Raw genomic sequence first — 23,348 nt, 5'->3', positions numbered from 1 at the left:
CTGGCATCTGGCCTGCCAAACCTATGCCCTAAATCTTATTGATTCGCACAGTGGTCAAAATAGAGCGCCACAGTTATTTTTATCACCGAAGTCATTTCGCGTAGCGAAATCGACGCCGTCATCGGCCATATTTTCGGCAAAATTATCGCCGATTTCCAAGCGGTTATATAAACCGCCATTACAATCCAAACTGCGATTATTGTTTAAACCGTCATTGTTATCAAAATCGGCATTATTCTTAGCGCCATTGTTGTTATTGTCATATACGCAGGATACAGAGGCATTAACGGCTTATACCTCAAGGGCTATCGAGGGGAGTGCGCCGTATTTAACGTTTGATAGAGGGCGGACAAAATTAACGAATACAGACAGTTTATTATCAATAAAGTTGCAGGATGGAACGGTATACACAAGGTCAACGAACCCATCAACGCCAACTAATCCAATCAGGTTGCTATCTTCGGGGGGTAGCCTCGATAGTATAGATATGATAGTTCCGCCCTCACGGAGTTCAATTACCATGAGTGATTTGGTTAATCAGGAGGATTGGGGGGATGATGATGGAGATGGACCAGCAACGGCATCGGGGAGTATATCGGTAACGTTTACCGATAAAAACGGTACTACGGTTAATCGCAGTGATACATTAGATATATGTAAAGCCCCTTATAAGGTAACTTTAACAAGTACGGGTGGCACATTAAGTACGCAGTATGGGGTACCAAGGAGTAGTAGTTTTAGTGGCGCTACGGTGGATTATTATATTAATCCGAATTCATCACAGCCAGTTATTTGTTCGGTCAGGCCGAATTTGTACATGGGTGGCACTGGAGTTACTGTTGATGGATACGACGACGCCCCAATCTTTGCAGGCCCAGCTAACATATGGTCTCCTACTAAGGGCTTTTTAACAGTGTTTACAAACCCATCATCTTATGACAGAAACTTTCCTACTACAGGAGCAGATGGCTTGTATTTTGATTTGGATATAGGTGGTGACGGAAGTCAGTTAAGTTGGACGGTTAACACAGGTGGTAGTATAAGAGCAACGGTGAGTCGGAGATGGCCGCGGACAGGGACATTCACAACCCCTGATGGGCGCACCTATGATGCTGATGCTTGGATTAGTGATAAATCAAAATATGTAACACGGGTAACATTGCATGGCCCTAAAGCTGATAGTGCTCAAATAAGCTCAAGTAATCCTGGTTCATTAGCACGCCCATCTTTGCCACAGACCTTTGAGTTGGTGGGAAGGGATAGTAATGGTAATGAGGTTCGGTACGGATTTGTCTTAAAGCAGTGGTTCGTAAATCGGGGTAATAAAACCGCTGAGGCTTCTACTCAAACAGCATGGTGTAATAGTTTGGGTTATCGTATGCCTAGGGTAAGGGATTTAACCAATGGGGTTTGTTATGGTAGGCATTCAGGCAATTGGTGTCAAGGCATGCTAGGTGCCAGGCCGTCGTCTAGTAATAATCTTTACAAGCGTCACATAGGTGCAGGATTTTTCACGGAGTGGGGTAATGTGAACGGCTACGCTGATACGGGCTTCACCCGTGGAGGTTACTTGACAAGCGAGGGAGCACGCGGTGGGGTCTTCACTGTCAGCATCAACGGCAGCACCGCCGACTTGAGCGTTACCGCTGGCAGCCGTTATGCTGTTTGCACCACACCTTAGTTCTTAGCGTTTAGCCCTTAATCCTTAGGGCGCGGAAGGGGGTTACGGTGCCTGAGAGGACAATATAGACAAGAATAAAGCCCCCGCGTAAGTCGGGGCGTTTCCCTTAGGGTTGCGCCGTTGTGGCAAAGCCACAATAGCGCCGCCCCTCCTAGCTGAAACCACCGCACCCAATTTATTCTATTCACAAAAACAAAAAAATGCCTGATTTTCCACCAAAAAATCGGTCAGAAAAGGTATTGATTTTATTAAAGTTTTTATAAGGCGTTTTTATCAAACAAAAACAACCTCAAAAAACAGTTAAGGTTATGTTGTTGTCTTATTCCGGCGTCAGAATGTGCCGACAACAGAGCGAGGTTAGCACGCCAAACAGGACGTTTGGCGAGTTTGTGGCGCGCTTGGAGCGCTTCCACAAACGGTGCGTTAAGACCGAGCGACGGCGGAGGGTAGCCGAAGGCCACATTCTGCAGCCAAAGCGTGGGATTGCTAAGGGAATTCGCTTTAAATTCCCTTGGCTCGGACGTGTTCACAACAGCTATTTTATTCACCCAAAGCTCAAACGTCCGAAACCACCGCACTCAATCCACTCTATCCACCCTCCCCCCAAAAAAAGCATCATTTTGATAAAAAATCAGCCAGGAAAGGTATTGATTTTATTGAAGTTTTTTTCGGTGTTTTTAGCAAAAACACCACTACACTTTTACCCACTACCTTTATAATAACCGCTTAATAATCCTATCCACCTTGATACGACTTAGTCGCTTTATCAACTTATGAACCTGACTTGGATAAAACTGGCTCGCTTGGATTTGTTGAAAATGCGTTATCAACGTAGTTTTTTGACGGATGGTGTTCAGTTCTTGGTTGAATTTGTCACTTAATTCTTGTTTTGGATCATGCACTAATATGCCGTTTTCAAGGTCAAGACGCCATGCTCGTGGATTTAGGTTGTTGCCCGTTATGAGTACCCATTTGTCATCCACCCAGATACCTTTTAGGTGATAGGTTTGCGCTTCGTCTTTCCATAATCTTATGGTCAGTTGTTCTTTATCGATAAAATTTTGTAGGCGTTCAATAAAGTGTCTTAAGTTGATTTCGTATAAATAAGGGAGTCCACCCGATATGTTAAAGGGTTGGTCAGGTGGGATGTAGAAGTCGTTGGCTTCTTTATCGCCAATAATTAATTCAACTTGACGCCCTTTGCGTAGCAGACGAATAATGTCGCGTACTAGGATATTAGGTAAATTAAAATACGGCGTGCAAAAAGTAATTTTTTGTTCGGTTATGTTGATTAAGTGATGAATGATTTTGTTGAGCGAGTTATTGCGCCCAAGCCCCATTATTGGTGCAACCGATAAGGTGTCGTTGTCGGCATTACCGTTATATTGGTAGTTGGCATCCATTAAGTGTTGGCGCAAGGTTTTGATTTCGGATTTGATTTGTTTGCGTGTTTTGTGTGTGCCAGTGTTAAGTAACTGTATAGCTTGATACGGCATAAAGTGGTCGTTGATAAATTGCACCATGCTATCGGCTAATAGCGGATTAGTAATAAAGTGATAGCGGTCGTAACGGTATTTTTCACGCTTGTGTAAGTAGACGTTATTGATGCTTGCGCCACTGTAGATGACCGTATCATCAATAATAAAGCCTTTTAAATGCAATACACCAAGCACTTCGCGACGGTTTACAGGAACACCATAAATCGGAATGTCGATCTCTGGGTGCTGTTGCTTTAGTTGGTAGTAATAGTTGGCGTTGGTGTGGGCTTTGTCTTCACCAATTCGTCCACGTTGTGCACGGTGCCAGTCAACAAATATTTTGATATCTAAGTTTGGGCGTTGTTGTTTGATTTGGTATAGTTCGTTAAGAATTTCTTTGCCAGCTTCGTCTTGTTCTAGATAGAGTGCAACTATGTAAATACGATGTTGAGCTTGTTTTATGCTTTCGAGTAAAGCCAGTCGATAGGCTTTAGGATTATATATAATTTGGTATTGATCTGCATTTTGTTGAATTTTGGCTAATTCATCAAGATGTTTTTGGTGATTGTATTTTATAAATGGTATTCGCATAATTTGTTTATCATTATAACTGACTAGTTATGTTAGGATTTTATCTAACAAAATCTGAATAAGTCAGTAAAAATAACGCTCCTTTTTATTTATATGCATTTTTACTTAGTCACTTTTGGGTAAGTGACTATTTGTTGTTTGTGTCACTTTACGCCTTTAGCTATTGTTTATGCTTTATTGTGAGTGATAATAAATGGTTTAAGATTGTTCATCAACCCATGTTTGAATTATTTTATAAGTTAGTGCTAGCACCACAGGACCAATAAATAACCCCATTATGCCAAAGCCAAGTAATCCACCAATGACGCCAAATAATATAAGTAAAAACGGTAAGTCAGCGCCTTTTTTGATTAAGTAGGCTCGCATTACACTATCTAAAGTGGTCAATATGATTGCAACAACAATTAAGATAATACCCGAGGTGGTGTTGCCCATCCAAAATTGCCAACAGATGCATCCTAGCATAACAACCACTGGGCCAATTTGTGCCACGCAACAAATAAATAAGACGAGTGTTAGTACGCCGGGTAGTGGCATTTTAGTAAATACAAAACTTAATCCGCCAATTAGGGCTAAGGTGATAGCTGTAACCACAACCCCTAGTGCTACTGCGCGGATAGATTGTCCTGCTAATGTGACGGTGGTTACGCCATATTGTTTTGATAATCGATTAGCAAGTAAGTAGACATATTTGGTGATGCTTTCGCCTTTTAAATAGAGTAATAGGCTAAAAATGATCATCACACCTGCATGAAAGATGAATATGCCAATGTTGGTGACTTGTTCAAGTAGCCAGCTTATCATGATGCCAATATAAGGTTGTATGTTTGATACTAAGTCAGAACCATCTGTTTGAATTAATGTTAACCATTTTTGGTGTAGTTCAGGACCAAAAGCAGGTACGCTTTCTAGCCAGTCAAGTGTTGGTAGTTTTTGATGAGATAGTGTTTTTGCCCATTCAATAAGGTGGTGACCGTTTTGTGCTACCGAGCTAATAATTAATATGAACGGTATAATGCAAACAAAGGCTAATATTAGTGCCATTACCAGTAGTGATAGCCAGCGTTTGTTAAATAATTTTTTTTGAATTTTTATCATTAATGGCCAAGTGGCAATAACTACCATCACCGCCCAGAAGAATCCAAATAAGAAAGCTTCAATAACACGATAGGTAATAATGATTAGTAATCCGATGATCAACAGGTTTAGAATTAGCTTAAGTAAATCAGTTGTGTTTTTTTCTGCTGGCATTTTTTTACCATATTTATTAATTTTGATGGCGTTATTATACGCATTATCAATTTAAATTAATATGATGGTGTTTATAATTAATTTTATTAATGGAGATTTTAAAAATGAAAAAATTAGTGTTATTAACATTATTAGGTGTGGCATTAACTGCATGTGCAAATTCGCCTAAAATAAAACCGACAACACAAAATGCCAATGATACGGCACCATTTCCTGCAGCTCAAGTTGGTTTTACACGTTATGCTATCCATTTACCAGCGATGGCTAATGAGAGCAACACTAAAGTTGAGGTGATTATTGGTAAAGAGATGAATGTTGATTGCAATTTTCATAATTTAGGTGGCGTGGTTAAGCAAGAAGAGCTTAAAGGCTGGGGTTACTCTTATTATGTTGTTGAAAAGGCCGTTGGTAATTTGTCAACATTAATGGCTTGTCCTGAAGGTAGCAGTAAAAGCGAGTTTGTGACAATGAATCATAATTTAGGTTTGTTTAATTATAACAGTAGCTTACCGTTAGTTTTTTATGTGCCTAATGATTTACAAGTAAAATACCGCGTTTGGCAACCTAATGGTAAAATTATGCAAGCTATAGCCGAATAATAGCGGTTAATTAATTGCTAAATAACTGTTTATTCCTTTGTGAGTGGTTAAAACGTAACCACTCAGTTAAGAAAGCTTTAATATTTGATTTTTTAAGTAGACATCTCGAAAAAAAAAGGTATTTTATCCCTCGTAATGCAAGGTTAGCTCTACTTGTTCATTTATTTTATTAATGACTTGTGATTGCCTGATTACCTCGGTTTCGCTGGGCGTTTATTATGTTGGTGATTTATCCATTAGTGATGACGTCGATAGCAAAATTTGGGGGTCCATTGTGTCTTTGCAATGGGCTTGTGTCTAACATGTAATATCCCTACAAGAGGAGAAGTGGTGAGCATGTTTACTCAACGTAAAACAATTCTTTCAATCGTGGCTGGTGTTTCACTGGCGTTATCTCAATCTGCTATTGCTAAAGATCGTGTTGTACATTTTTACAATTGGGCAGGTCAAATCGGTTCTAATACTATTTCTGATTTTGAAAAATCAACAGGCATCAAACTTGTTTATGATGTGTATGATTCAAACGAAATCCTTGAAGGTAAATTGATGGCAGGCCATTCTGGGTTTGATGTTGTTTCTCCTTCTGATAGCTTTTTAGCTAAACAAATTAAATCAGGTGTTTATTTACCGTTAGATAAAAGCAAGTTACCAAATTGGAAAAATCTTGATCCAAATTTAATGAAATTGATGGCAACGCATGATCCTGATAATAAGTATGCTATCCCTTATGTATGGATGACAACAGGTATCGGTTATAACATTGATAAAGTTAAAGAACGTTTGGGTGAAGATGCTCCAGTCGATAGCTGGGATTTAGTCTTCAAGCCTGAAAATATGGAGAAACTAAAAGATTGTGGTGTGGCATTTTTAGATGCACCAACCGAGATCTTTGCAAGTGCACTTCAATATTTAGGTAAAAATCCAAACAGTACCGATGTTAAAGATTATACTGGTGCTGCTTATGAATTGTTAGAAAAAGTGAGACCAAATATTCGTTATTTCCATTCTTCACAATATATTACTGATTTGGCAAATGGTGATATTTGTGTCATTTTAGGTTGGTCTGGCGATATTTTACAGTCACGCGATAGAGCTAACGAAGCAAAAAATGGTGTGCATATTGGTTATCAAATTCCAAAAGAGGGCGCATTAGTCTTTTTTGATACCTTCGCTATTCCAAAAGATTCAGAAAATCCTGACGAAGCACATGAGTTTTTAAATTTTGTTATGAAACCTGAAATTGCCGCGCAAGTCACTAACGATGTGAATTTTGCTAGCGCTAATAAAGAAGCAAATGACAAATTTGTAAACCCAGATGTGAAAAACGATCCAGCGGTTTATCCAAAACCAGAAGTGATGGAAAAACTATTCACTTTACAAGTTAAAGATCCTAAACTTGAGCGCGTAATTACTCGTACATGGACTAAACTTAAAACTGGTAAATAGTCGATATTGGGTATATCGAATTTAAGTGTTAATTCTAGACGGATGGGTTATTTAGCCTTTCCGTCTCGTTTTTTTTGGCTTGTTGTTATGAGGAAAATAGAGTGAATAATAAAACAACAAATCAGGTACAGCCTAAAAAAAAGATGGTAACTCCACTTTTGGAGATCAAAAATTTAACTAAAGTTTTTAACGATGATTATTATGCCGTTGATGATGTCAACTTGACTATCTATACTGGTGAAATTTTTGCTTTATTAGGTGCGTCAGGTAGTGGTAAATCTACATTGTTACGAATGCTTGCAGGCTTTGAACAGCCTACGTCGGGGCAGATTATTCTTGATGGTAAGGATTTATCTCAAGTTCCGCCTTATGATCGTCCAATTAATATGATGTTTCAATCGTATGCTTTATTTCCTCACATGACGGTTGAGCAGAATATTGCCTTTGGTTTAAAACAAGATAAATTAAATTCATTTGAAATAAAACAGCGCGTTGAAGAGATGTTAGCCCTTGTACATATGGAGCAATTTGGTAAACGTAAACCACATCAATTGTCTGGTGGTCAACGACAACGTGTTGCATTAGCTCGTAGTTTAGCTAAACGTCCAAAATTATTATTGCTTGATGAACCAATGGGTGCGCTAGATAAACAACTTCGTGATCGTATGCAACTTGAAGTGGTGAGTATTTTAGAACAAGTGGGCGCAACATGTGTAATGGTGACACATGATCAAGAAGAAGCCATGACTATGGCTGGCCGTATTGCTATTATGAATAAAGGTCAATTTGTACAAATCGGTGAACCAGAAGAGATTTATGAACATCCAAATTGCCGTTATAGTGCCGAATTTATTGGCTCGGTAAATGTCTTTGACGGTATTTTGCAAGAAACGCAAGAAGATGGTTTGATCATTAGCTGTCCTATGATTAAGCGTCCATTAAAAGTCGATTATGATTCACCTGCGGTTGAAGGCGTGCCAACACAAGTCGCGTTACGTCCAGAAAAAATTAAACTTTGCGATGAAATCCCAGAAGATGGCTATAATGTGGCAACAGGTGAAGTGGTCGAAATCGCTTACCTTGGGGATCTGTCGATTTATCACGTTAAATTACCAAGTGGGCAAATTATTATTGCGCAACTTCAAAATGAACATCGTTATCGTAAAGGTATGCCAACTTGGGGTGATATAGTTAACTTAAGTTGGGAAGTTGATAGCTGTGTTGTGCTTACTGAATAAACAAAAGAGGATATCATAATGCGATCCATTGTATTAGGATTGTTGTTAAATGCATTTGTGTTGCTCAATGTTTATTGGCGTTTTGTGACAACAGGAGCATTTGATAACTTATTTTTAGATGCGCTATTTACCGCGATGACATTAAGTTTTTTGTTGTCATGTGTGGGATTATGTTTAGCAAATTATAAGCCATCTAAATTTGCTTATCGGCTGATTATTGCTGGCAGTATATTGTTTGTTCCTGCTGGGCTTGTGGTAATTTATTTTGCTTATAAAAAGATGAAGCAACAAAGCCGAGATACTGATCTGATGACTCTTTATGGGCGTTTAATTGTTATTGCCATCCCTTATTTATGGATGCTATTGCTATTTTTATTACCATTCTTAATTGTCTTTAGGATTAGTTTTTCTGAGAAGATCTTTGCAATTCCACCTTATACTGATTTGTTTAGTTATGATGATGGATTACTAAATATTGCTTTGAACTTTAGTTATTATATTGACTTAGTTAATGACAGTATTTATTTTGCGTCTTATTTAGAATCATTAAAAATTGCGGCTATTTCAACCATATTATGTATTTTAATTGGTTATCCATTAGCATGGGCAATTTCAAAATGTAAGCAATCTACGCGTAACATTTTATTATTGTTAATTATTTTACCGTCTTGGACATCATTTTTAATTCGAGTTTATGCGTGGATTGGTATTTTAAATCAAGAAGGTTTGTTAAATCACTTTTTAATGTGGTTAGGGGTTATTGATCAGCCACTCGTGATTATAAAAACTTATTTGGCGGTTTATATCGGTATTGTGTATTCTTACTTACCGTTTGTGGTGTTACCAATTTATACTTCGTTAAGTAAAGTGGATTCGACGTTAATTGAAGCCGCATTGGACTTAGGTTGTAAGCCAATTAAAACCTTTTTCAGAATTATTGTGCCACTCACCAAAAATGGCATTATTGCGGGGGGGATGCTAGTGTTTATTCCTGCCGTTGGTGAATATGTGATACCTGAATTATTAGGACCCTCTAAAAGTATTATGATTGGTACGCAAATTTGGACTATATTCTCTCGAGATACTGATTGGCCAGCAGCATCTGCGGTTGCGACAGTTATGTTGTTAATTTTGATTGTGCCAATTTACTATTTCAATAAGTTTCAAAGCCGACAAATGGAGGGTAAATAGATGAATGATTTACCTGTTATTTTGCGATCTTCTTTGATTGTATTTATCTCATTACTATTGGGGTCGTTACTGCTATCGGTACTAATTAGTTCGGCTGGCTTAGGTTTACTTACCGATATAAGCTTATATGTTAACTGTTTAATATTTAGCTTGATTGTGACTGTGATTGTGACATTAGCACTCATTTTTCGATGTCTTAAAGGACTTATTTTATTGGTGGTATTTTCGTTTTTATATATCCCAATGATTATTTTAGTTGTTTATTCGTTTAATAGTTCTCGTTTAGTTACGGTATGGGCTGAATTTTCAACTAAATGGTACTTTGAGCTAATGCATAATGAGGAACTATTTAAAGCTGTCGGTCTAAGCTTAGCCATTGCCGCATGTGCAGCGACTTTTGCAACCGTATTAGGTACACTTGCTTCTTATGCAATTGTTCGCTTTAAACGATTTAAAGGTGCAAATCTGTTTTCATTTATGACAACAGCACCACTTGTTATGCCTGATATTATTACAGGCTTGGCATTGTTGCTTTTGTTTGTTGGTATGGGGCAGATTCTTGGATGGCCAAAAGATCGTGGTGCAATTACTATTTGGATGGCGCATACTACATTCTGTATGGCTTATGTGACCGTGGTCATTAGTGCAAGGCTCCGTGAGCTTGATAAATCAATTGAGGAAGCCGCTTTAGATTTAGGTGCTAATCCATTAAAAGTGTTTTTTATTATTACATTACCAATGATTGCACCTGCATTAATTTCTGGTTGGTTATTAGCCTTTACTTTATCTCTTGATGATGTGGTGATTGCTAATTTCGTAACAGGACCTGGCGCAATGACATTACCAAAATTGATCTTCTCTAAAGTAAAATTAGGGGTCGATCCGCAAGTTAATGCGCTTGCAACTATTATTTTATTGATCGTTGGAATTATTGGGTTTATTTCATGGTTATGGATGCGTAAAACTGAACGACGTAAAATAAGTGAAACCCGTATGCATTAATATTCTTCACTTTCTATTATTGCCGCACTGTGCGGCAATATTTCGTTTTAAAATCTCCGTGTTTTTTTTATCATTTTGTATTATAGTGTGATTTGCCAATTTTTTTGGCAAAATTCTCAGGGCGGGGTGTAAGTCCCCACCGGTGGTATAGCCCACGAGCGCTTAATTTGTCTTGTTAACTGGGCAGTTGTTTTATTGCGCAGTCAAGTGTTGATGGGTTAAGGTCAAGCAGATTTGGTGAAATTCCAAAGCCGACAGTTAAAGTCTGGATAAAAGAGAGTTGCTTATCTTTCCAATATTTGCTGAAAGGCAAAACCATGCTAGTCAAGCACAGCCCTGATTCTGGTATTTTATTTATTTATACTTAATTAAGTTGATGACTAAATAGCATCATTGTTAATGGTTATTTAAAGTTGATTAAGTAAATAATGAAATGAGCAAGTTAAAAAATATAGGTATTTACCATGAATCAGTTTAATTTAAATGAGTTTGGAACGCCCATCGAGCGTGTCAAAAAAGCGATTGCTTCTATTCAAGCCGGTCAAGGTGTACTAGTTTTAGATGACGAAGATCGTGAAAATGAAGGCGATATTATTTGGGCCGCCGAATCCATTACAAGTCAGCAAATGGCGCTGACGATCCGTTACGGTAGTGGCATTGTTTGTTTATGTTTGCCACAAAAACGTTGTGATGAGTTACATTTGCCTATGATGGTGGCAAATAATACCAGTAAAAACAATACGGCATTTACCATTTCGATTGAAGCTGCCAATGGGGTAACAACAGGGGTATCTGCTGCTGATCGTGTTACAACTATTAAGGCTGCGGTGAATGATAATGCTAAACCGTGTGATCTTAATCATCCGGGGCATGTGTTTCCTTTAGTTGCTAAAGACGGCGGTGTTTTAGTTCGTCGTGGTCATACTGAAGCGTCGATTGATTTAGTAACCTTAGCGGGTTTAAAACCAGCGGCAGTGTTGTGTGAGCTAACTAATGACGATGGCACTATGGCAAGAGCTCCTGAAGTAGTTGAATTTGCTAAAAAATATCATATGCCAGTTGTAACAATTGAAGATATTGTTGAGTATCGTAACTCGTTAACCGTATAGTCAAAAGCTATGCTTAAAATGGCCATTTGTGCTTAATGAAGTTTCCGCCGAGTAGATCGGCGGAGGTAGTGGGTATTGAGTTAACCTAGAACTTTTAGTGCACAGGTTTTTGTTATTTTGACACCGTTTTCTAATGCCGATAGATCAAATTTCATTTCGGGGTGATGCAATCCTGGTGTTAAGTCTGCACCTAATCCCCAAAATCCTGCTTTGACATTGCGTTCTCGTGGATAGTTGAAGAAGTCTTCTCCTCCAGGAGTGAAAATTGGATCTTTTAGTCCTTCTTGGCCAAGAACATCAACAATGGCTTCGGCAATAATTTGGGTAACCTCGTTATCAATTTCAGCAGCAGGAATTTCTTTTGTGACATTGATATCAACTTTGGCGCCAATAGATTCAGCACTGAGTTTTATTGCATTTAACGTTTTGGCTTTTAGTTCATCCATTGCTGGATTGGTAGGTGCTCTTAGATCCCAACAGACATATGCTTCTGATGGAATTGCATTGGTTACTCCTGCATCACAAATGCAACGTGTTGCTTTTACGCTATAGGTTAAGCTTGGCGCAAGGTGAATAGTGTTAACAGCTTGAATGGCTAGCATTGCTGCGTCAAGGGCATTGACGCCTAAGTGTGGCCGAGCTCCATGTGCAGGAATACCATGAATATTGACTTCAACTGTGGTCGATGCTGAATAGTACATGGCTGCTGCGGCAAATCCTTTTGGACATTCATCTTTTGGTCGTAAATGTAGTCCGATAATCATGTCTACATCGTCAATTGCTCCACCTTCAATCATCGCTAAAGCGCCAGAACCAAGTTCTTCAGCTGGTTGAAAGATAAGCTTTAATCGACCTTTTTTTATGTTGCCTTCTTTAATCAGTTCTTGTGCTGAAGCTAATAATATCGATGAATGTCCGTCATGACCGCAGGTGTGCATTGCGCAATGGTGCCCATCAACAATGTGTCCAAGCGCATCCATATCCGCTCTTAACGCAAGAGTTGGCCCAGGGGTACCGCTATCGTATTGAGCAACAATTCCCGTTGTGTTATTAATGTTGCGAGTTACTTGGTAACCTGCTTGTTCTAATTGTTGGGCGATATATGCTGATGTTTTGTGTTCTTCAAACCCTAATTCAGGGGTTTGGTGTAGATAGTGATAATGTTCTAGTACGTTAGACATGGTGTCTCCTTTATCAAGCAATAAATCGCATAATAATCATTGAAATGATTGCATTAAAAATACTAATTAACATTAGCAATGGCCAGTATTTTTTAGGTACATCGGCAACACCTAATAATCGTCCCATGTACTGTAATTGCGATCCCATTAAGAAAATAGCAGGTGCTAAAATCGTTATTGCTGTTGTATTGAGTGTACCTGCAGTAAATAAATTAACCGCAACGCCAGTGCCAGCAGATGCTGATAACCATGCGGTTAGTAATACGGTAATTGCTTCACCAGGTAGACCAAAAAGCCCCATTATTGGTGAACAATAAGTTCCGATTAATTGCATAATGCCTAAACGTTTAAGAATTTCGGTAATGACAAACGCCATTAATATGTTTGGCATTAAGTTATTTATGGCAATATTAAACCCTTTACGCGCACCAATGACAAATATATCTAATGGGTTATTAGTTTGTTTTTGTGTGTTACTCATTGATAAAATCCTTTTTATAAATTGAATTTAATACTAAGCGAACCAGTACGGCGCCGACAAATTTAAGTACTATCATAATGACAAGAGGAATAAAAATAGCCACAGTCATTGACGCAAATAATGCCGAACCGATCGAAAAGTAGTTGTTTATTAGTCCAGCACCAGAATACTGCCAAGCACTAATGATAATAAGATCTTTTTTCGTTATTTGTTTTTCGTCATATAGTTCTTTGGTTAATACCGCCCCAGCATCAGTACTTTGTAAGTCGGTAATTAACGCAAGTCCTGTTTTGCCTGGAACACCTAAAATTGGTTTTAATAGTGGTGTTAATAATTTGTGTGCCGCGCGAATGGTGCCATAGTGAGTAAAAATTTCTAGTACACCTAAAGCTAACATAACGGTTGGTATGAGTGATAAGGCAAAAATAAATCCAGCTCTTGCACTGTTTCCACCTTCGCCTACAAAAGTGTTTTTTTCAGGGTGTAGCATTGTGCCAAACTTACCGCTTAAGCTGGTAAAATCAAATGCACCTAGCCATTCTTTGCCGTCTACATTAAAAAATAAACCCGAAAAAAATAAAATTGCTACTATAAGTGACACATAAGCTTTTATGCCGACTTTAATTTCATTGTCTGATTTTTTTGACATGCTAATTCCTTTCCTTTTGATTTAATATGTTGATATATAACTAATTTTATTTTTAAAAAGAGCAAAAGCATCTTTTTATTTTATTTATTAAAAAACTGTCTAAAAATGCGGTTTTATTATTCTATACCGATTCTAAACTAAATTGAAAAAGGTATAACTTTTTTTATTTTTTTCTAGAAATTTGTCTGTTTTGTTTATATCTTAAAAAAAATATAGGTGAATGGGATTAGGTAGGTTAATGTGTATAGAAGATAAAATATTGAATTATAAAATTTTGTTCTTGCCATTTATAACCCTTCATTATAGAATTGTTTACTTAATTGAAAAATAAGAATAAAAGTTGTAATGATGTTCGTGGTTGTTAGGCATTGTGGTTTAATGGTTAGGAATATATAACAATTAACATCTTTTGGTGGCAAATGTTTCGTTTGCGAACCATCTATCGTTTTGCCGTTGCTTACGGGCAATAGAGCATAATCAGACATATATTTAAAAAGCAAAAAAGTTGATTACTACGGTAAAACCAAAATAGCAAAGCGAGGTAGCTATGTTTAGCGTAAATAAAGAGTGGGGATTTGTGGTGCTGACCTGCTTTTTTGAATTATGTTGGATTTTAGGATTTAGCACCGCAACAGAACTTTGGCAGTGGGTTATTATTGTATCGCTCATTATTGTCGATTTTACCTTTTTGACAAATGCTTGTAAGACGATCCCCACAGGTACAGTTTATGCTATTTTTTCTGGTGTTGGGGCGATTGGTGCAACAGTAATTGATATGTTGCTTTTTGATAAAGAAGTTAAGTTAATTCAACTCTTTTTTGTTGCGCTAATTGTTGTTGGTGTTGTTCAACTAAAACGAGCCGATAGTTAATATTATAATAAAGGACGATTTTAATCATGGGATGGCTGCTTATATTGATAGCGTCAGTTTTTGAAGTGCTTGGTGCAATTGGTCTTAAGCTATACGCTGAGAAAAAAAATCCATCGAGGCTTGTTTTGTATTGGGGGGGATTTTTTGTTTCTTTTGTGCTTTTTTACTTTTCGCTCCATTATCTTGAATTAAGTATTGTCTATCCTGTTTGGGTTGGTCTTGGTACATCGGGCGCTGTACTTGCAAATATGCTGTTATTTCATGAACCTAAAAACTTTCCACGTTTGTTTGGGCTTACCGTTATTATTATTGGCGTTGTGGGGTTACACGCAACTTTATGACCCATTTTGATTGGTTTGTTTGTCGATAAAAAAACCGGAGATAAACTCCGGCAGTAATCTTTTTGGATGAAAAAATAAATTAAATTTCTTTACCATGCTGTTTTAAGAAACTAGCAACACCGTCTGGGTTTGCTTGCATGCCTTTTTTGCCTTTTGTCCATTGTGCTGGGCACACTTCGCCGTGTTCTTCATGGAATTGGAATGCATCAACAATACGGATCATTTCGTCAATGTTACGACCGATTGGTAAATCGTTAATGGTTTCGTGACGTACAATACCTGATTTATCAATAAAGAATGATGCACGTAATGCAACACCTGCTTCAGGATGTTCAATTCCATACGCCTGCATAATTTCATGTTTAATATCTGCAACAATTGGGAATTTCACTTCGCCAATTCCGCCTTTATCTTGTGGTGTATTTCGCCATGCATTGTGTACGTATTCAGAGTCCATTGAAACACCAATTACTTCAACACCACGTTTTTTGAATTCTTCTAAACGGTGATCAAATGCGATGATTTCAGAAGGACAAACAAAAGTAAAGTCCATTGGCCAGAAAAATACAACAGCATATTTACCACTAATATATTGTGATAAATTGAAATTGTTAACAATTTCTCCAGAACCTAAAACTGCTGCTGATGTAAAGTCTGGGGCTTTGCGAGTGACTAATGTCATGCGTTTTCTCCTATATAGTATTGCAAATCATGTTGCTAGGTATTATAGCGATTTAAACTTGTTATCCAAGTCATTATAAACAATTGATATCATAAGTTTAATCTATTAACTAGCTAATTATTGTTCGGTATTATTTATTAATTTTTTAGGTTTACCTTTATTTTTTGTGTCTCTATGACGTTGTTTTACTTTCTTTTTTTTGTTTTCTTCTTTTTTGTTAGCACTTTTTAGCTTTGCTTTTTGCGATGGTTTTTTCTTTGTTGCGGGTTTTGGTGCTTTTGTTTTTGGACGCAATTGATCAATTGTTCTTAATTTGATTGGTTCTTGAATATAGCGCTCAATTTTTTGTAGTAATTCATTATCGTGAGCTTCTACCAACATTATTGCCGTACCTTTTTTACCTGCACGGGCAGTGCGGCCTATTCGATGTAGGTAAACATCGGATGTTTTTGGGGCATCAAAATTAATAACATGAGTAATATCGTCTATGTCGATTCCACGAGCAGCTACATCGGTAGCCACTAGTACATTAACCGTGTTATTGCTGATTCTTTTTATTGCTTCATTACGTTTTGCCTGTACCATTTCACCCTCTAAATAGCAGCTATGGATGCCGGCTTGATGTAGTAAGCTAACTAATTCGTGTACACGTTCACGTTTACGGACAAATACGATCGTTTTTTTAAATTCTTCTTGTTTTAATAAGTAAGTGAGCAGGGCTACTTTATGAGCTAAATCGTCAGCACGGTAATAAAATTGTAAGATTTTTTTACGTTCTTTACGCGATGGATCTGCATTAATTTCGACGGGATCGTTTAGAATACGATTAGCAAAATTGTGCAGCCCTTCACCTTCAAGTGTTGCTGAAAATAGTAAGGTTTGTTTACGCCAACGTGTTTCGGCTGATATGGTTTCGACATCTTGGGAAAATCCCATGTCTAGCATGCGATCTGCTTCGTCCAAGATAAGCATTTCAACTGCTCGGCAGTCAAAGTTCTCTTCTTTTATATATTGTAATAATCGCCCCGTTGTTGCAATAACAATATCTTGATTTTTGCTAAATATTTCGGCGTGATTCATATAAGCAACACCACCAGTAATGGTTGCAATACTTAAATGTGTTGATTCGGTTAATAATTTAGCTTGCTCGGCAATCTGCATGGCGAGTTCACGTGTTGGTGTTAAAATCAAAATACGCGGTGGACCGGGTTTTCTACGTGGAAAATCCAGTAGATGTTGTACTGCAGGAATTAAAAAAGCTAATGTTTTACCTGTGCCAGTAGGTGCGGAACCTAAAACATCTTTGCCATCTAAGGCAACGGGAATTGTTTGCAATTGGATTGCTGTTGGTGTATTTATATTTTGTGCTTGAAGATTGTGAATTAAAATATCGTCTAATTCTAAATCAGAAAAAGTCTGCGCTGTCATAGTATTCTTTTTATCTAAAATGATGAGACACATTATAGCGTCAATCGTTATAACTACAATCGTTATAACTGCAATCTTTATAATTACAACTAAAAGTGTTTTGTTTTTATCTGCTGTTTTTGGTATATCAGCCCAAAAACAAGACGCTTTGTTTAAGCAAAACTTATCATCATTAGCTATTTGTGATAATATATAGGTCTATACAAAATGATTATTTGTAATATTGTTGATGTTAAATTACTTAATGAGTTTAATCTTTAACCATTTCTTTATTTAACGCCGATTAACTAAGAACTTCATATTAAATAATACTTCTATAATCATCATCAGATAATAACTATGACTGAATATTTTTCAAATGATAGCTATAACCAACAGTTAGAAAAGAAAATCGATAATTTAAAAACATTATTATCGGATTTTTCTCTTCCCGAATTAACGGTATATTCGTCGCCAATTAGCCATTATCGTATGCGTGCTGAGTTTAGAATCTGGCATCAGGATGAAGATCTTTATCATATTATGTATGATAAAAAAACAAAAAAACGAGTGAGAATTGATGAGTTTCCTGTTGCTACGAAGCTAATTAATCAAGCTATGCAGGCTATTTTACCTTTGTTAAAGTATAATCAAGAACTTCGTCATTTATTATTTCAAATTGATTACTTTTCGACTTTAAGTGGTCAACTGTTAATTACGCTTTTGTATCATAAAAAATTAAATGAAAAATGGATTTTTGAAGCAAGAAAGTTAAAAACACAATTAGCTAAACAAGGTCTAGATGTTAATATTGTAGGGCGAGCAAGTAATCAGAAAATAACAATAGATGTCGATTATGTTGATGAAGTTTTGCCTGTAATGGATAGAAAATTTATTTACCGCCAAGTAGAAAACAGCTTTACTCAACCTAATGCTGCGGTGAATATTAAAATGTTGCAATGGGCTATTTCTGTCACTAAAAATTCATCAGGTGATTTGCTTGAATTTTATTGTGGTAATGGTAATTTTTCGATCGCATTGGCACAGAACTTTAGAAAAGTATTGGCAACGGAAATAGCCAAAGCTTCTGTTTATTCTGCTCAGCATAATATTGCGGTCAACCATATCGATAACCTTGTTATCGCACGGTTATCTGCTGAAGAGTTTACTTGTGCTATAAAAAAAGAACGCGAGTTTAATCGTTTAAAAGGAATCAATTTGGATGATTATCAGTGCGAAACTGTGCTTGTTGATCCACCTCGTGCAGGGGTTGATTTAAATACGATTAATATACTTAAATCCTATAAAAAAATTATTTATATTTCGTGTAATCCTAATACGTTGCATAACAATTTACAACTATTAACCCAAACGCATTCAATTCAACATTTTGCTATGTTTGATCAGTTCCCTTATACCGATCATATTGAAACTGGCGTTGTATTGTGTAAAAAGTAAAAAAATGTAAAATAGAGTATTATTTGTTAATAATACGGTCAGTATTTATACCTAACTACTTACAGCTCCAAGTATGTATCAACTTACATCTATTTAGAATAAAAAAAAACCCTAGATAAACTAGGGCTGCATTAAATTGCAAGGAATGGATGAAAGGAAATAAAACAATAAAACAATGAAACAGTAATGTCTAGCCTCATGAATCATTGTGTGGATACTATAGCAGGAACAATCGGACTAATTGATGACTTATTGATTACAATACGGTAATTTAATTGTCATGATGTGCTTTGTTTTTTTATATATTCTATTATTGCATTATGTAATTTTTGATAACCGCCTAAAATAATGAAGGAAATATTCAAAATGAAATTATTAGTTGTTGAAGATGAACATAAAACAGGTGAGTATCTTCGTCAAGGGTTAGTTGAGTCAGGTTTTATTGTTGATTTGACGGATAATGGTTTAGATGGTTACCATCGAGCAATGACTGAAGATTATGATTTAATTATCTTGGACGTGATGTTACCCGATATTGTGGGTTGGAAATTCATTCAATCTTTGCGCGAAGCAGGAAAGGATACTCAAATTATATTACTCACCGCTATGGGAAGTGTTGATGATAAAGTTAGGGGATTTAGCTTAGGCGCAGATGATTATTTAGTTAAACCATTTTCATTTGCTGAGTTGTTAGCAAGAATAAAATCATTATTAAGACGTAATGCACCACAAGTAAATAATTATCAATTGAGTATTGCCGATTTAGTAATGGATCTGCCTAAACGAACAGTAACCAGATCAGGAAAACGAATTGATTTAACTAATAAAGAATTTTTGTTGTTAGAATATTTTTTACGTTATCCAGGTGAGGTGTTACCTAGATCACTTATTGCCTCTCAAGTATGGGATATGAATTTTGATAGTGATACTAACGTGATTGATGTGGCTATTAGGCGATTACGTAATAAAATTGATGCAGATTTTGAACCTAAATTGATTCATACTGTACGTGGAATGGGATATAAATTGGATGCATTGGATGAAGTTGAGTAAAATTGTATCATTTCGATTGCCATTAATTGTTTGCTTACTTACTTGTGGGTTACTTTACTGTTTTAGCTATCTTATTGAGCGCTGGTTTGAAAAACTTTCTATTCATCAAAATGTATCTGAATTAAATTCTGTTGTATTTTCTATAGAGCGGGAGCTTACTTATTATTCGCAGGATGATAATCGTGATGAGTTTTTTCAAAGCCTATTGTTAATTTTAACCGGTCATCATCGGTTGTTTGTCTATATTATTGATGATTCAGGAAAAATATTATATCGCACACGAGGCCCTAATCTTGCTATTGCCTTAAAGCCTACTGATTTTGAGGAAATTATTGCTAGACATACCACTACAGTATCAAACGTGGATAACTCATCTTATCGTATTGCTGCATCAAGGATAATGACTGACCAAAACAAACAATATACTACTATTGTAGCTGTTGGTCGTGATTTGCAGATTGAATTTATCAGAAGATTAAGAAAAGGTTTAAAAATACTTATTGGTATTTCTTGTGTTTTGGCGTTAATTGGATCATTTATTTCTATCTATTTTACTCAAAAACCCATTAATCGATTAATTAAGAAGATTGAACGTATTAACTTAAAAAATCTTAACCATCGTATTTCTACTTTATCAGTTCCAGTAAAATATGTTAGTTTAGTTAGAGCGTTTAATAAGATGCTTAATCGTATGGAAGATGTTTTTCAAAGACAACGTAATTTTACGGCAGATATTGCTCATGAAATGCGTACGCCTATTACCAATTTAACAACTCAAACTCAAATTGTATTGAGCAATGCAAGAACGACTGAAGAATATAGAGAAATTTTATACTCAAATTTAGAAGAGTATGAAAGAATGTCACAGATGATATCTGATATGCTTTTTTTAGCACAAGCAGATAACCGTCAATTGATACCTAATTTAATTGATATTGATTTGCATAACATGCTGATTATGATCTGTGATTATTTTGAACCACTCGTTGATGAAAAAAATATCAAGTTTGAGCTAGAAGGTAATTGTTCTCATATTCAGGGCGATAAAATGATGTTGGGGCGGGCAATTAATAACATTTTATCTAATGCGATTCGTTATACGCCTGAAAATAAAATCATCACCATAAGTTTAAATCAAGAGTCTGAAAAGTACGTTAAAATTATTATTTCAAATCCCGGTAAAAAGATTGATAGCCACCATTTACCTCATCTTTTTGATCGCTTTTATCGCGTGGATGAATCTCGTCATCGTAATGGTAGTAATACTTCGGGTACAGGTATTGGGCTTGCAATTGTTAAGTCGATAATTGATACACACAAAGGTAATATTACAGTTGAATCAGACGAAAAATCCACTCGATTTATTATTAAATTACCAACAGCTATTTAATATCGAAGTCACTTATCAATAAATTAGCCGCTGCGTAAGCGGCTTTATGCCGTAATGCTTCGGGAACTTGTTCATTACATACTACTTCGTCAAGCACTCGCATTACTGTACCTAATGCATCATCAATATAACCTAGCTCATTACTACCAATTTGGGCATATTTTTCACGAATTAATTCACAATAGTTATTCATTTTATTTATTCCTTTTGATTAAATTGCAAGTAGAAATTCACCTACAAAAAAGCGTCCAATTTTTGATAAACCTGATTAGCATTGATGGTTCTCATGATTTTCTCTGGCGAGATAATACTGTATTGGTTTTTTCCATATCCTCCTATCAACATGGGATCGGTTTTACCAAATAGTGTAATATTGGGTCTATCTAATGCAGCGGTTAAATGACTTAGTCCAGTATCAACCGATACGACTGCTTTAGCTCCCGCAATGACCGTTGCGATGTCATTAAGTGAAAGTTTGGGTAATACTTCGACATGATTAAATCCTTGAGCAAGTCGTATTGCTCGTTGTTGTTCATGTGGGGCTCCCCAAGGTAGCTTAACTTTTAAGCCTGTCGGTTCAATAAGTTTGATTAATTGTCGCCAAGCATCCTCAGTCCAATGTTTTTCATCTCGAGTTGTGGCATGCAAAAAAACAAGATACTGTTGATTATCGCTAGGCAACGAAGACAAAAAGTGGCGGGCAATGGCATAATCGCCCATTGAATTAGGTAAATCGTATTGTAGACTTTGCGCAAATAACAGCCTAATGCGCTCAATAGCATGTATTTGTTTGGGAATATTGTGTTTTATATCATAAAACCAACTGGCAATGGGTTCTTTGATGCTTTTGCGATCTAAACCGTGTTTAATACCTCTAGCTTTACGAGTAATAAAAAATGCACTTTTAATAAGCCCTTGGGCATCAATAATTACATCATATTGTTGTTGTTGTAAGTTATTAATAAAGTCGTGTCGCTCTTGGCGAATCGTTTTGGAAAACCAATTTTTTCGCCAACGCCTTATTGCTACAGGGATAACTTTATCAACAGCAAAATGCCAGCTTGGAATTTGGGTAAAGTTTTCCTCAACTACCCAATCAAAAGTAATGTTAGGTACGCAATTTGCTGCATCAGTTAATGCGGGTAAAGTATGTAGAACATCACCCATTGAGGAGGTTTTAACAACTAATACACGCATTATTCATTACTCTTTTCACAACGCATTATAAGTTTCATCAATGTTTCAAATACGTTCTCAGGTTTAATATCGATTAAGCTTTGATGATAGCCTTGCTCTGCATCCCCTTGACGAATACGCTGATACCCAGTAATTAAACGAATAACTTCCGCTTTATTTGATAATGGTGGTGTAAAATCAGGGCTACTTGGTCCATAAAGTGCGACAAGTGGTTTATTTAATGCAGCGGCAACATGCATCAATCCTGAGTCATTAGTCACAATTGCTTTACAAGCTGCAATTAAACTTACCGCTTGTTCTAATTGAGTTTGACCAGCTAAATTTATACATTGATCGCTATGTGTCATTTTGGCAATAATCTGCTCGCCAACATGATGATCGTTTTTTGAGCCAAAAATAATGATTTTGGCATGCTGCTGAACTAGCATATCGGCAAGCGCAGCATAATGGTAATCAGGCCAACGTTTTGCAGGGCCAAACTCAGCACCTGGGCAAAAGCCAATTAATGGTTCATCTTGTGTTATTGTAAAGGTTGACAGTGCTTGAGCTATTTCGTCTTGGTTAACATTGAGTTTAGGCCATAGCAAAGGCTGTACTAAATCAGACGCTGAATGTATTTGCTCTTTAGGATAAGCTAGCGCAACATAACGCTCAACCATCAATGGAAAAGCTTGTTTATCCAGTTTACGTATATCATTTAATAATCCATAGCGCATTTCGCCTTTCCAACCTGTACGTTTAGGAATCTTTGCAAAAAATGGAATTAATGCCGATTTAAATGAATTAGGTAACACAATGGCTTGATCATAATGGCTATCACGAAGTGATTTTCCTATTTTACGGCGTTTTGATAATGCAAATTCACCATGACCTATAGGCATATCGATAGCTTGGTTTACTTCAGGCATTTTATTTAATAGCGCTCGGCACCATGCTGGTGCTATAACATCAATTTCGTTGTTAGGATCAAGTTGTTTTAATGTGCGATACAAGCTTTGCGACATCATCATATCGCCAACCCAAGATGGACCAATAATGAGTGTTTTCATTAA

The 23,348-nt window shown here is 36.6% G+C and carries 21 protein-coding genes, 1 pseudogene and 1 riboswitch; of the genes and pseudogenes, 12 read left to right on the top strand and 10 right to left on the bottom strand.

From position 1 onward, the window contains the following. On the top strand, nt 1-1,681 hold a 1,681-nt coding region (locus tag GQ596_RS06860), incomplete at its 5' end, for a hypothetical protein (protein WP_160400935.1). Nucleotides 1,682-2,394: 713 nt separating this feature from the next. Here the strand turns inward: GQ596_RS06860 and pssA are convergent. Both pssA and ydiK read right to left on the bottom strand, forming a co-directional pair. After that, on the bottom strand, nt 2,395-3,750 hold the full coding sequence (gene pssA, locus GQ596_RS06850; protein WP_160400933.1) for a CDP-diacylglycerol--serine O-phosphatidyltransferase: 1,356 nt from the start codon (nt 3,748-3,750) through the stop codon (nt 2,395-2,397). 198 nt (nt 3,751-3,948) lie between these two features. Then, nucleotides 3,949-5,001 (bottom strand): AI-2E family transporter YdiK, encoded by a 1,053-nt coding sequence (gene ydiK, locus GQ596_RS06845; RefSeq protein WP_160400932.1) that lies wholly within the window; start codon nt 4,999-5,001, stop codon nt 3,949-3,951. Nucleotides 5,002-5,105: 104 nt separating this feature from the next. Between ydiK and eco the strand changes: the two genes are divergently transcribed. The 6 genes and pseudogenes from eco (at nt 5,106) to ribB (ending at nt 11,586) form a co-directional block, all read left to right on the top strand. After that, the gene (eco, locus tag GQ596_RS06840) at nt 5,106-5,600 is read left to right on the top strand and encodes a serine protease inhibitor ecotin (protein ID WP_160400931.1); all 495 of its coding nucleotides are present in this window, start codon (nt 5,106-5,108) and stop codon (nt 5,598-5,600) included. 336 nt (nt 5,601-5,936) lie between these two features. Beyond that, on the top strand, nt 5,937-7,046 hold the full coding sequence (locus GQ596_RS06835) for an extracellular solute-binding protein (protein WP_160400943.1): 1,110 nt from the start codon (nt 5,937-5,939) through the stop codon (nt 7,044-7,046). A 101-nt stretch (nt 7,047-7,147) separates the two neighbouring features. Then, on the top strand, nt 7,148-8,284 hold the full coding sequence (gene potG / locus GQ596_RS06830) for a putrescine ABC transporter ATP-binding subunit PotG (protein ID WP_337189504.1): 1,137 nt from the start codon (nt 7,148-7,150) through the stop codon (nt 8,282-8,284). 306 nt (nt 8,285-8,590) lie between these two features. Then, a pseudogene (locus GQ596_RS06825) lies at nt 8,591-9,475 on the top strand (ABC transporter permease subunit); the annotation flags it as partial. Next, nucleotides 9,476-10,477, top strand: coding sequence for an ABC transporter permease subunit (locus tag GQ596_RS06820; RefSeq protein WP_202112476.1), 1,002 nt, complete (start codon nt 9,476-9,478; stop codon nt 10,475-10,477). A gap of 108 nt (nt 10,478-10,585) precedes the next feature. After that, nucleotides 10,586-10,762: riboswitch (FMN riboswitch) on the top strand. A gap of 179 nt (nt 10,763-10,941) precedes the next feature. Then, nucleotides 10,942-11,586, top strand: a complete 645-nt coding sequence (gene ribB / locus GQ596_RS06815; protein WP_160400930.1) for a 3,4-dihydroxy-2-butanone-4-phosphate synthase — start codon at nt 10,942-10,944, stop codon at nt 11,584-11,586. Nucleotides 11,587-11,666: 80 nt separating this feature from the next. On the opposite strand, the gene GQ596_RS06810 is transcribed toward ribB, so the two are convergent. Genes GQ596_RS06810 through GQ596_RS06800 form a run of 3 tightly spaced genes read right to left on the bottom strand, consistent with a single transcriptional unit; the run spans nt 11,667 to nt 13,897 of the window. After that, complete coding sequence (locus GQ596_RS06810; protein ID WP_160400929.1) at nt 11,667-12,767, bottom strand: amidohydrolase; 1,101 nt, start codon at nt 12,765-12,767, stop codon at nt 11,667-11,669. A 13-nt stretch (nt 12,768-12,780) separates the two neighbouring features. Continuing rightward, entirely contained in the window at nt 12,781-13,248 is a 468-nt protein-coding gene (locus tag GQ596_RS06805) for a YjiG family protein (protein WP_160400928.1), read from the bottom strand. Then, nucleotides 13,241-13,897: a nucleoside recognition domain-containing protein gene (locus tag GQ596_RS06800; RefSeq protein WP_160400927.1), complete on the bottom strand. Its 657-nt coding sequence runs from the start codon at nt 13,895-13,897 to the stop codon at nt 13,241-13,243. Before GQ596_RS06800 ends, GQ596_RS06805 begins: the two co-directional genes overlap by 8 nt. Before the next feature lie 547 nt (nt 13,898-14,444). On the opposite strand from GQ596_RS06800, the gene GQ596_RS06795 reads away from it, so the two are divergent. Next, nucleotides 14,445-14,768, top strand: a complete 324-nt coding sequence (locus GQ596_RS06795; RefSeq protein ID WP_160400926.1) for a multidrug efflux SMR transporter — start codon at nt 14,445-14,447, stop codon at nt 14,766-14,768. A 26-nt stretch (nt 14,769-14,794) separates the two neighbouring features. Next, nucleotides 14,795-15,109 (top strand): multidrug efflux SMR transporter, encoded by a 315-nt coding sequence (locus GQ596_RS06790; protein ID WP_160400925.1) that lies wholly within the window; start codon nt 14,795-14,797, stop codon nt 15,107-15,109. 79 nt (nt 15,110-15,188) lie between these two features. On the opposite strand, the gene GQ596_RS06785 is transcribed toward GQ596_RS06790, so the two are convergent. After that, on the bottom strand, nt 15,189-15,791 hold the full coding sequence (locus GQ596_RS06785) for a peroxiredoxin C (RefSeq protein ID WP_160400924.1): 603 nt from the start codon (nt 15,789-15,791) through the stop codon (nt 15,189-15,191). 117 nt (nt 15,792-15,908) lie between these two features. Continuing rightward, nucleotides 15,909-17,219, bottom strand: a complete 1,311-nt coding sequence (srmB, locus tag GQ596_RS06780; RefSeq protein ID WP_160400923.1) for an ATP-dependent RNA helicase SrmB — start codon at nt 17,217-17,219, stop codon at nt 15,909-15,911. 339 nt (nt 17,220-17,558) lie between these two features. On the opposite strand from srmB, the gene trmA reads away from it, so the two are divergent. The 3 genes from trmA (at nt 17,559) to GQ596_RS06765 (ending at nt 21,099) form a co-directional block, all read left to right on the top strand. Beyond that, the gene (gene trmA / locus GQ596_RS06775; protein WP_160400922.1) at nt 17,559-18,656 is read left to right on the top strand and encodes a tRNA (uridine(54)-C5)-methyltransferase TrmA; all 1,098 of its coding nucleotides are present in this window, start codon (nt 17,559-17,561) and stop codon (nt 18,654-18,656) included. Nucleotides 18,657-19,022: 366 nt separating this feature from the next. After that, nucleotides 19,023-19,709, top strand: a complete 687-nt coding sequence (locus GQ596_RS06770; protein WP_160400921.1) for a heavy metal response regulator transcription factor — start codon at nt 19,023-19,025, stop codon at nt 19,707-19,709. Further along, entirely contained in the window at nt 19,696-21,099 is a 1,404-nt protein-coding gene (locus GQ596_RS06765) for a heavy metal sensor histidine kinase (protein ID WP_160400920.1), read from the top strand. The genes GQ596_RS06770 and GQ596_RS06765 overlap by 14 nt, the downstream gene beginning before the upstream one ends. On the opposite strand, the gene GQ596_RS06760 is transcribed toward GQ596_RS06765, so the two are convergent. Genes GQ596_RS06760 through rfaF form a run of 3 tightly spaced genes read right to left on the bottom strand, consistent with a single transcriptional unit; the run spans nt 21,092 to nt 23,345 of the window. Beyond that, complete coding sequence (locus GQ596_RS06760) at nt 21,092-21,292, bottom strand: YaeP family protein (RefSeq protein ID WP_160400919.1); 201 nt, start codon at nt 21,290-21,292, stop codon at nt 21,092-21,094. The two genes, GQ596_RS06765 and GQ596_RS06760, sit on opposite strands and share 8 nt — an antisense overlap. Before the next feature lie 41 nt (nt 21,293-21,333). Beyond that, nucleotides 21,334-22,296, bottom strand: coding sequence for a lipopolysaccharide heptosyltransferase RfaC (gene rfaC / locus GQ596_RS06755; RefSeq protein WP_160400918.1), 963 nt, complete (start codon nt 22,294-22,296; stop codon nt 21,334-21,336). Next, nucleotides 22,296-23,345: an ADP-heptose--LPS heptosyltransferase RfaF gene (gene rfaF, locus GQ596_RS06750; RefSeq protein WP_160400917.1), complete on the bottom strand. Its 1,050-nt coding sequence runs from the start codon at nt 23,343-23,345 to the stop codon at nt 22,296-22,298. Before rfaF ends, rfaC begins: the two co-directional genes overlap by 1 nt. Nucleotides 23,346-23,348: the final 3 nt, after the last annotated feature.

This window comes from Gilliamella sp. Pra-s60 (assembly GCF_009795755.1).
Taxonomy (GTDB): domain Bacteria; phylum Pseudomonadota; class Gammaproteobacteria; order Enterobacterales; family Orbaceae; genus Gilliamella.
This window is presented reverse-complemented; position numbering and strand designations above follow the sequence as displayed.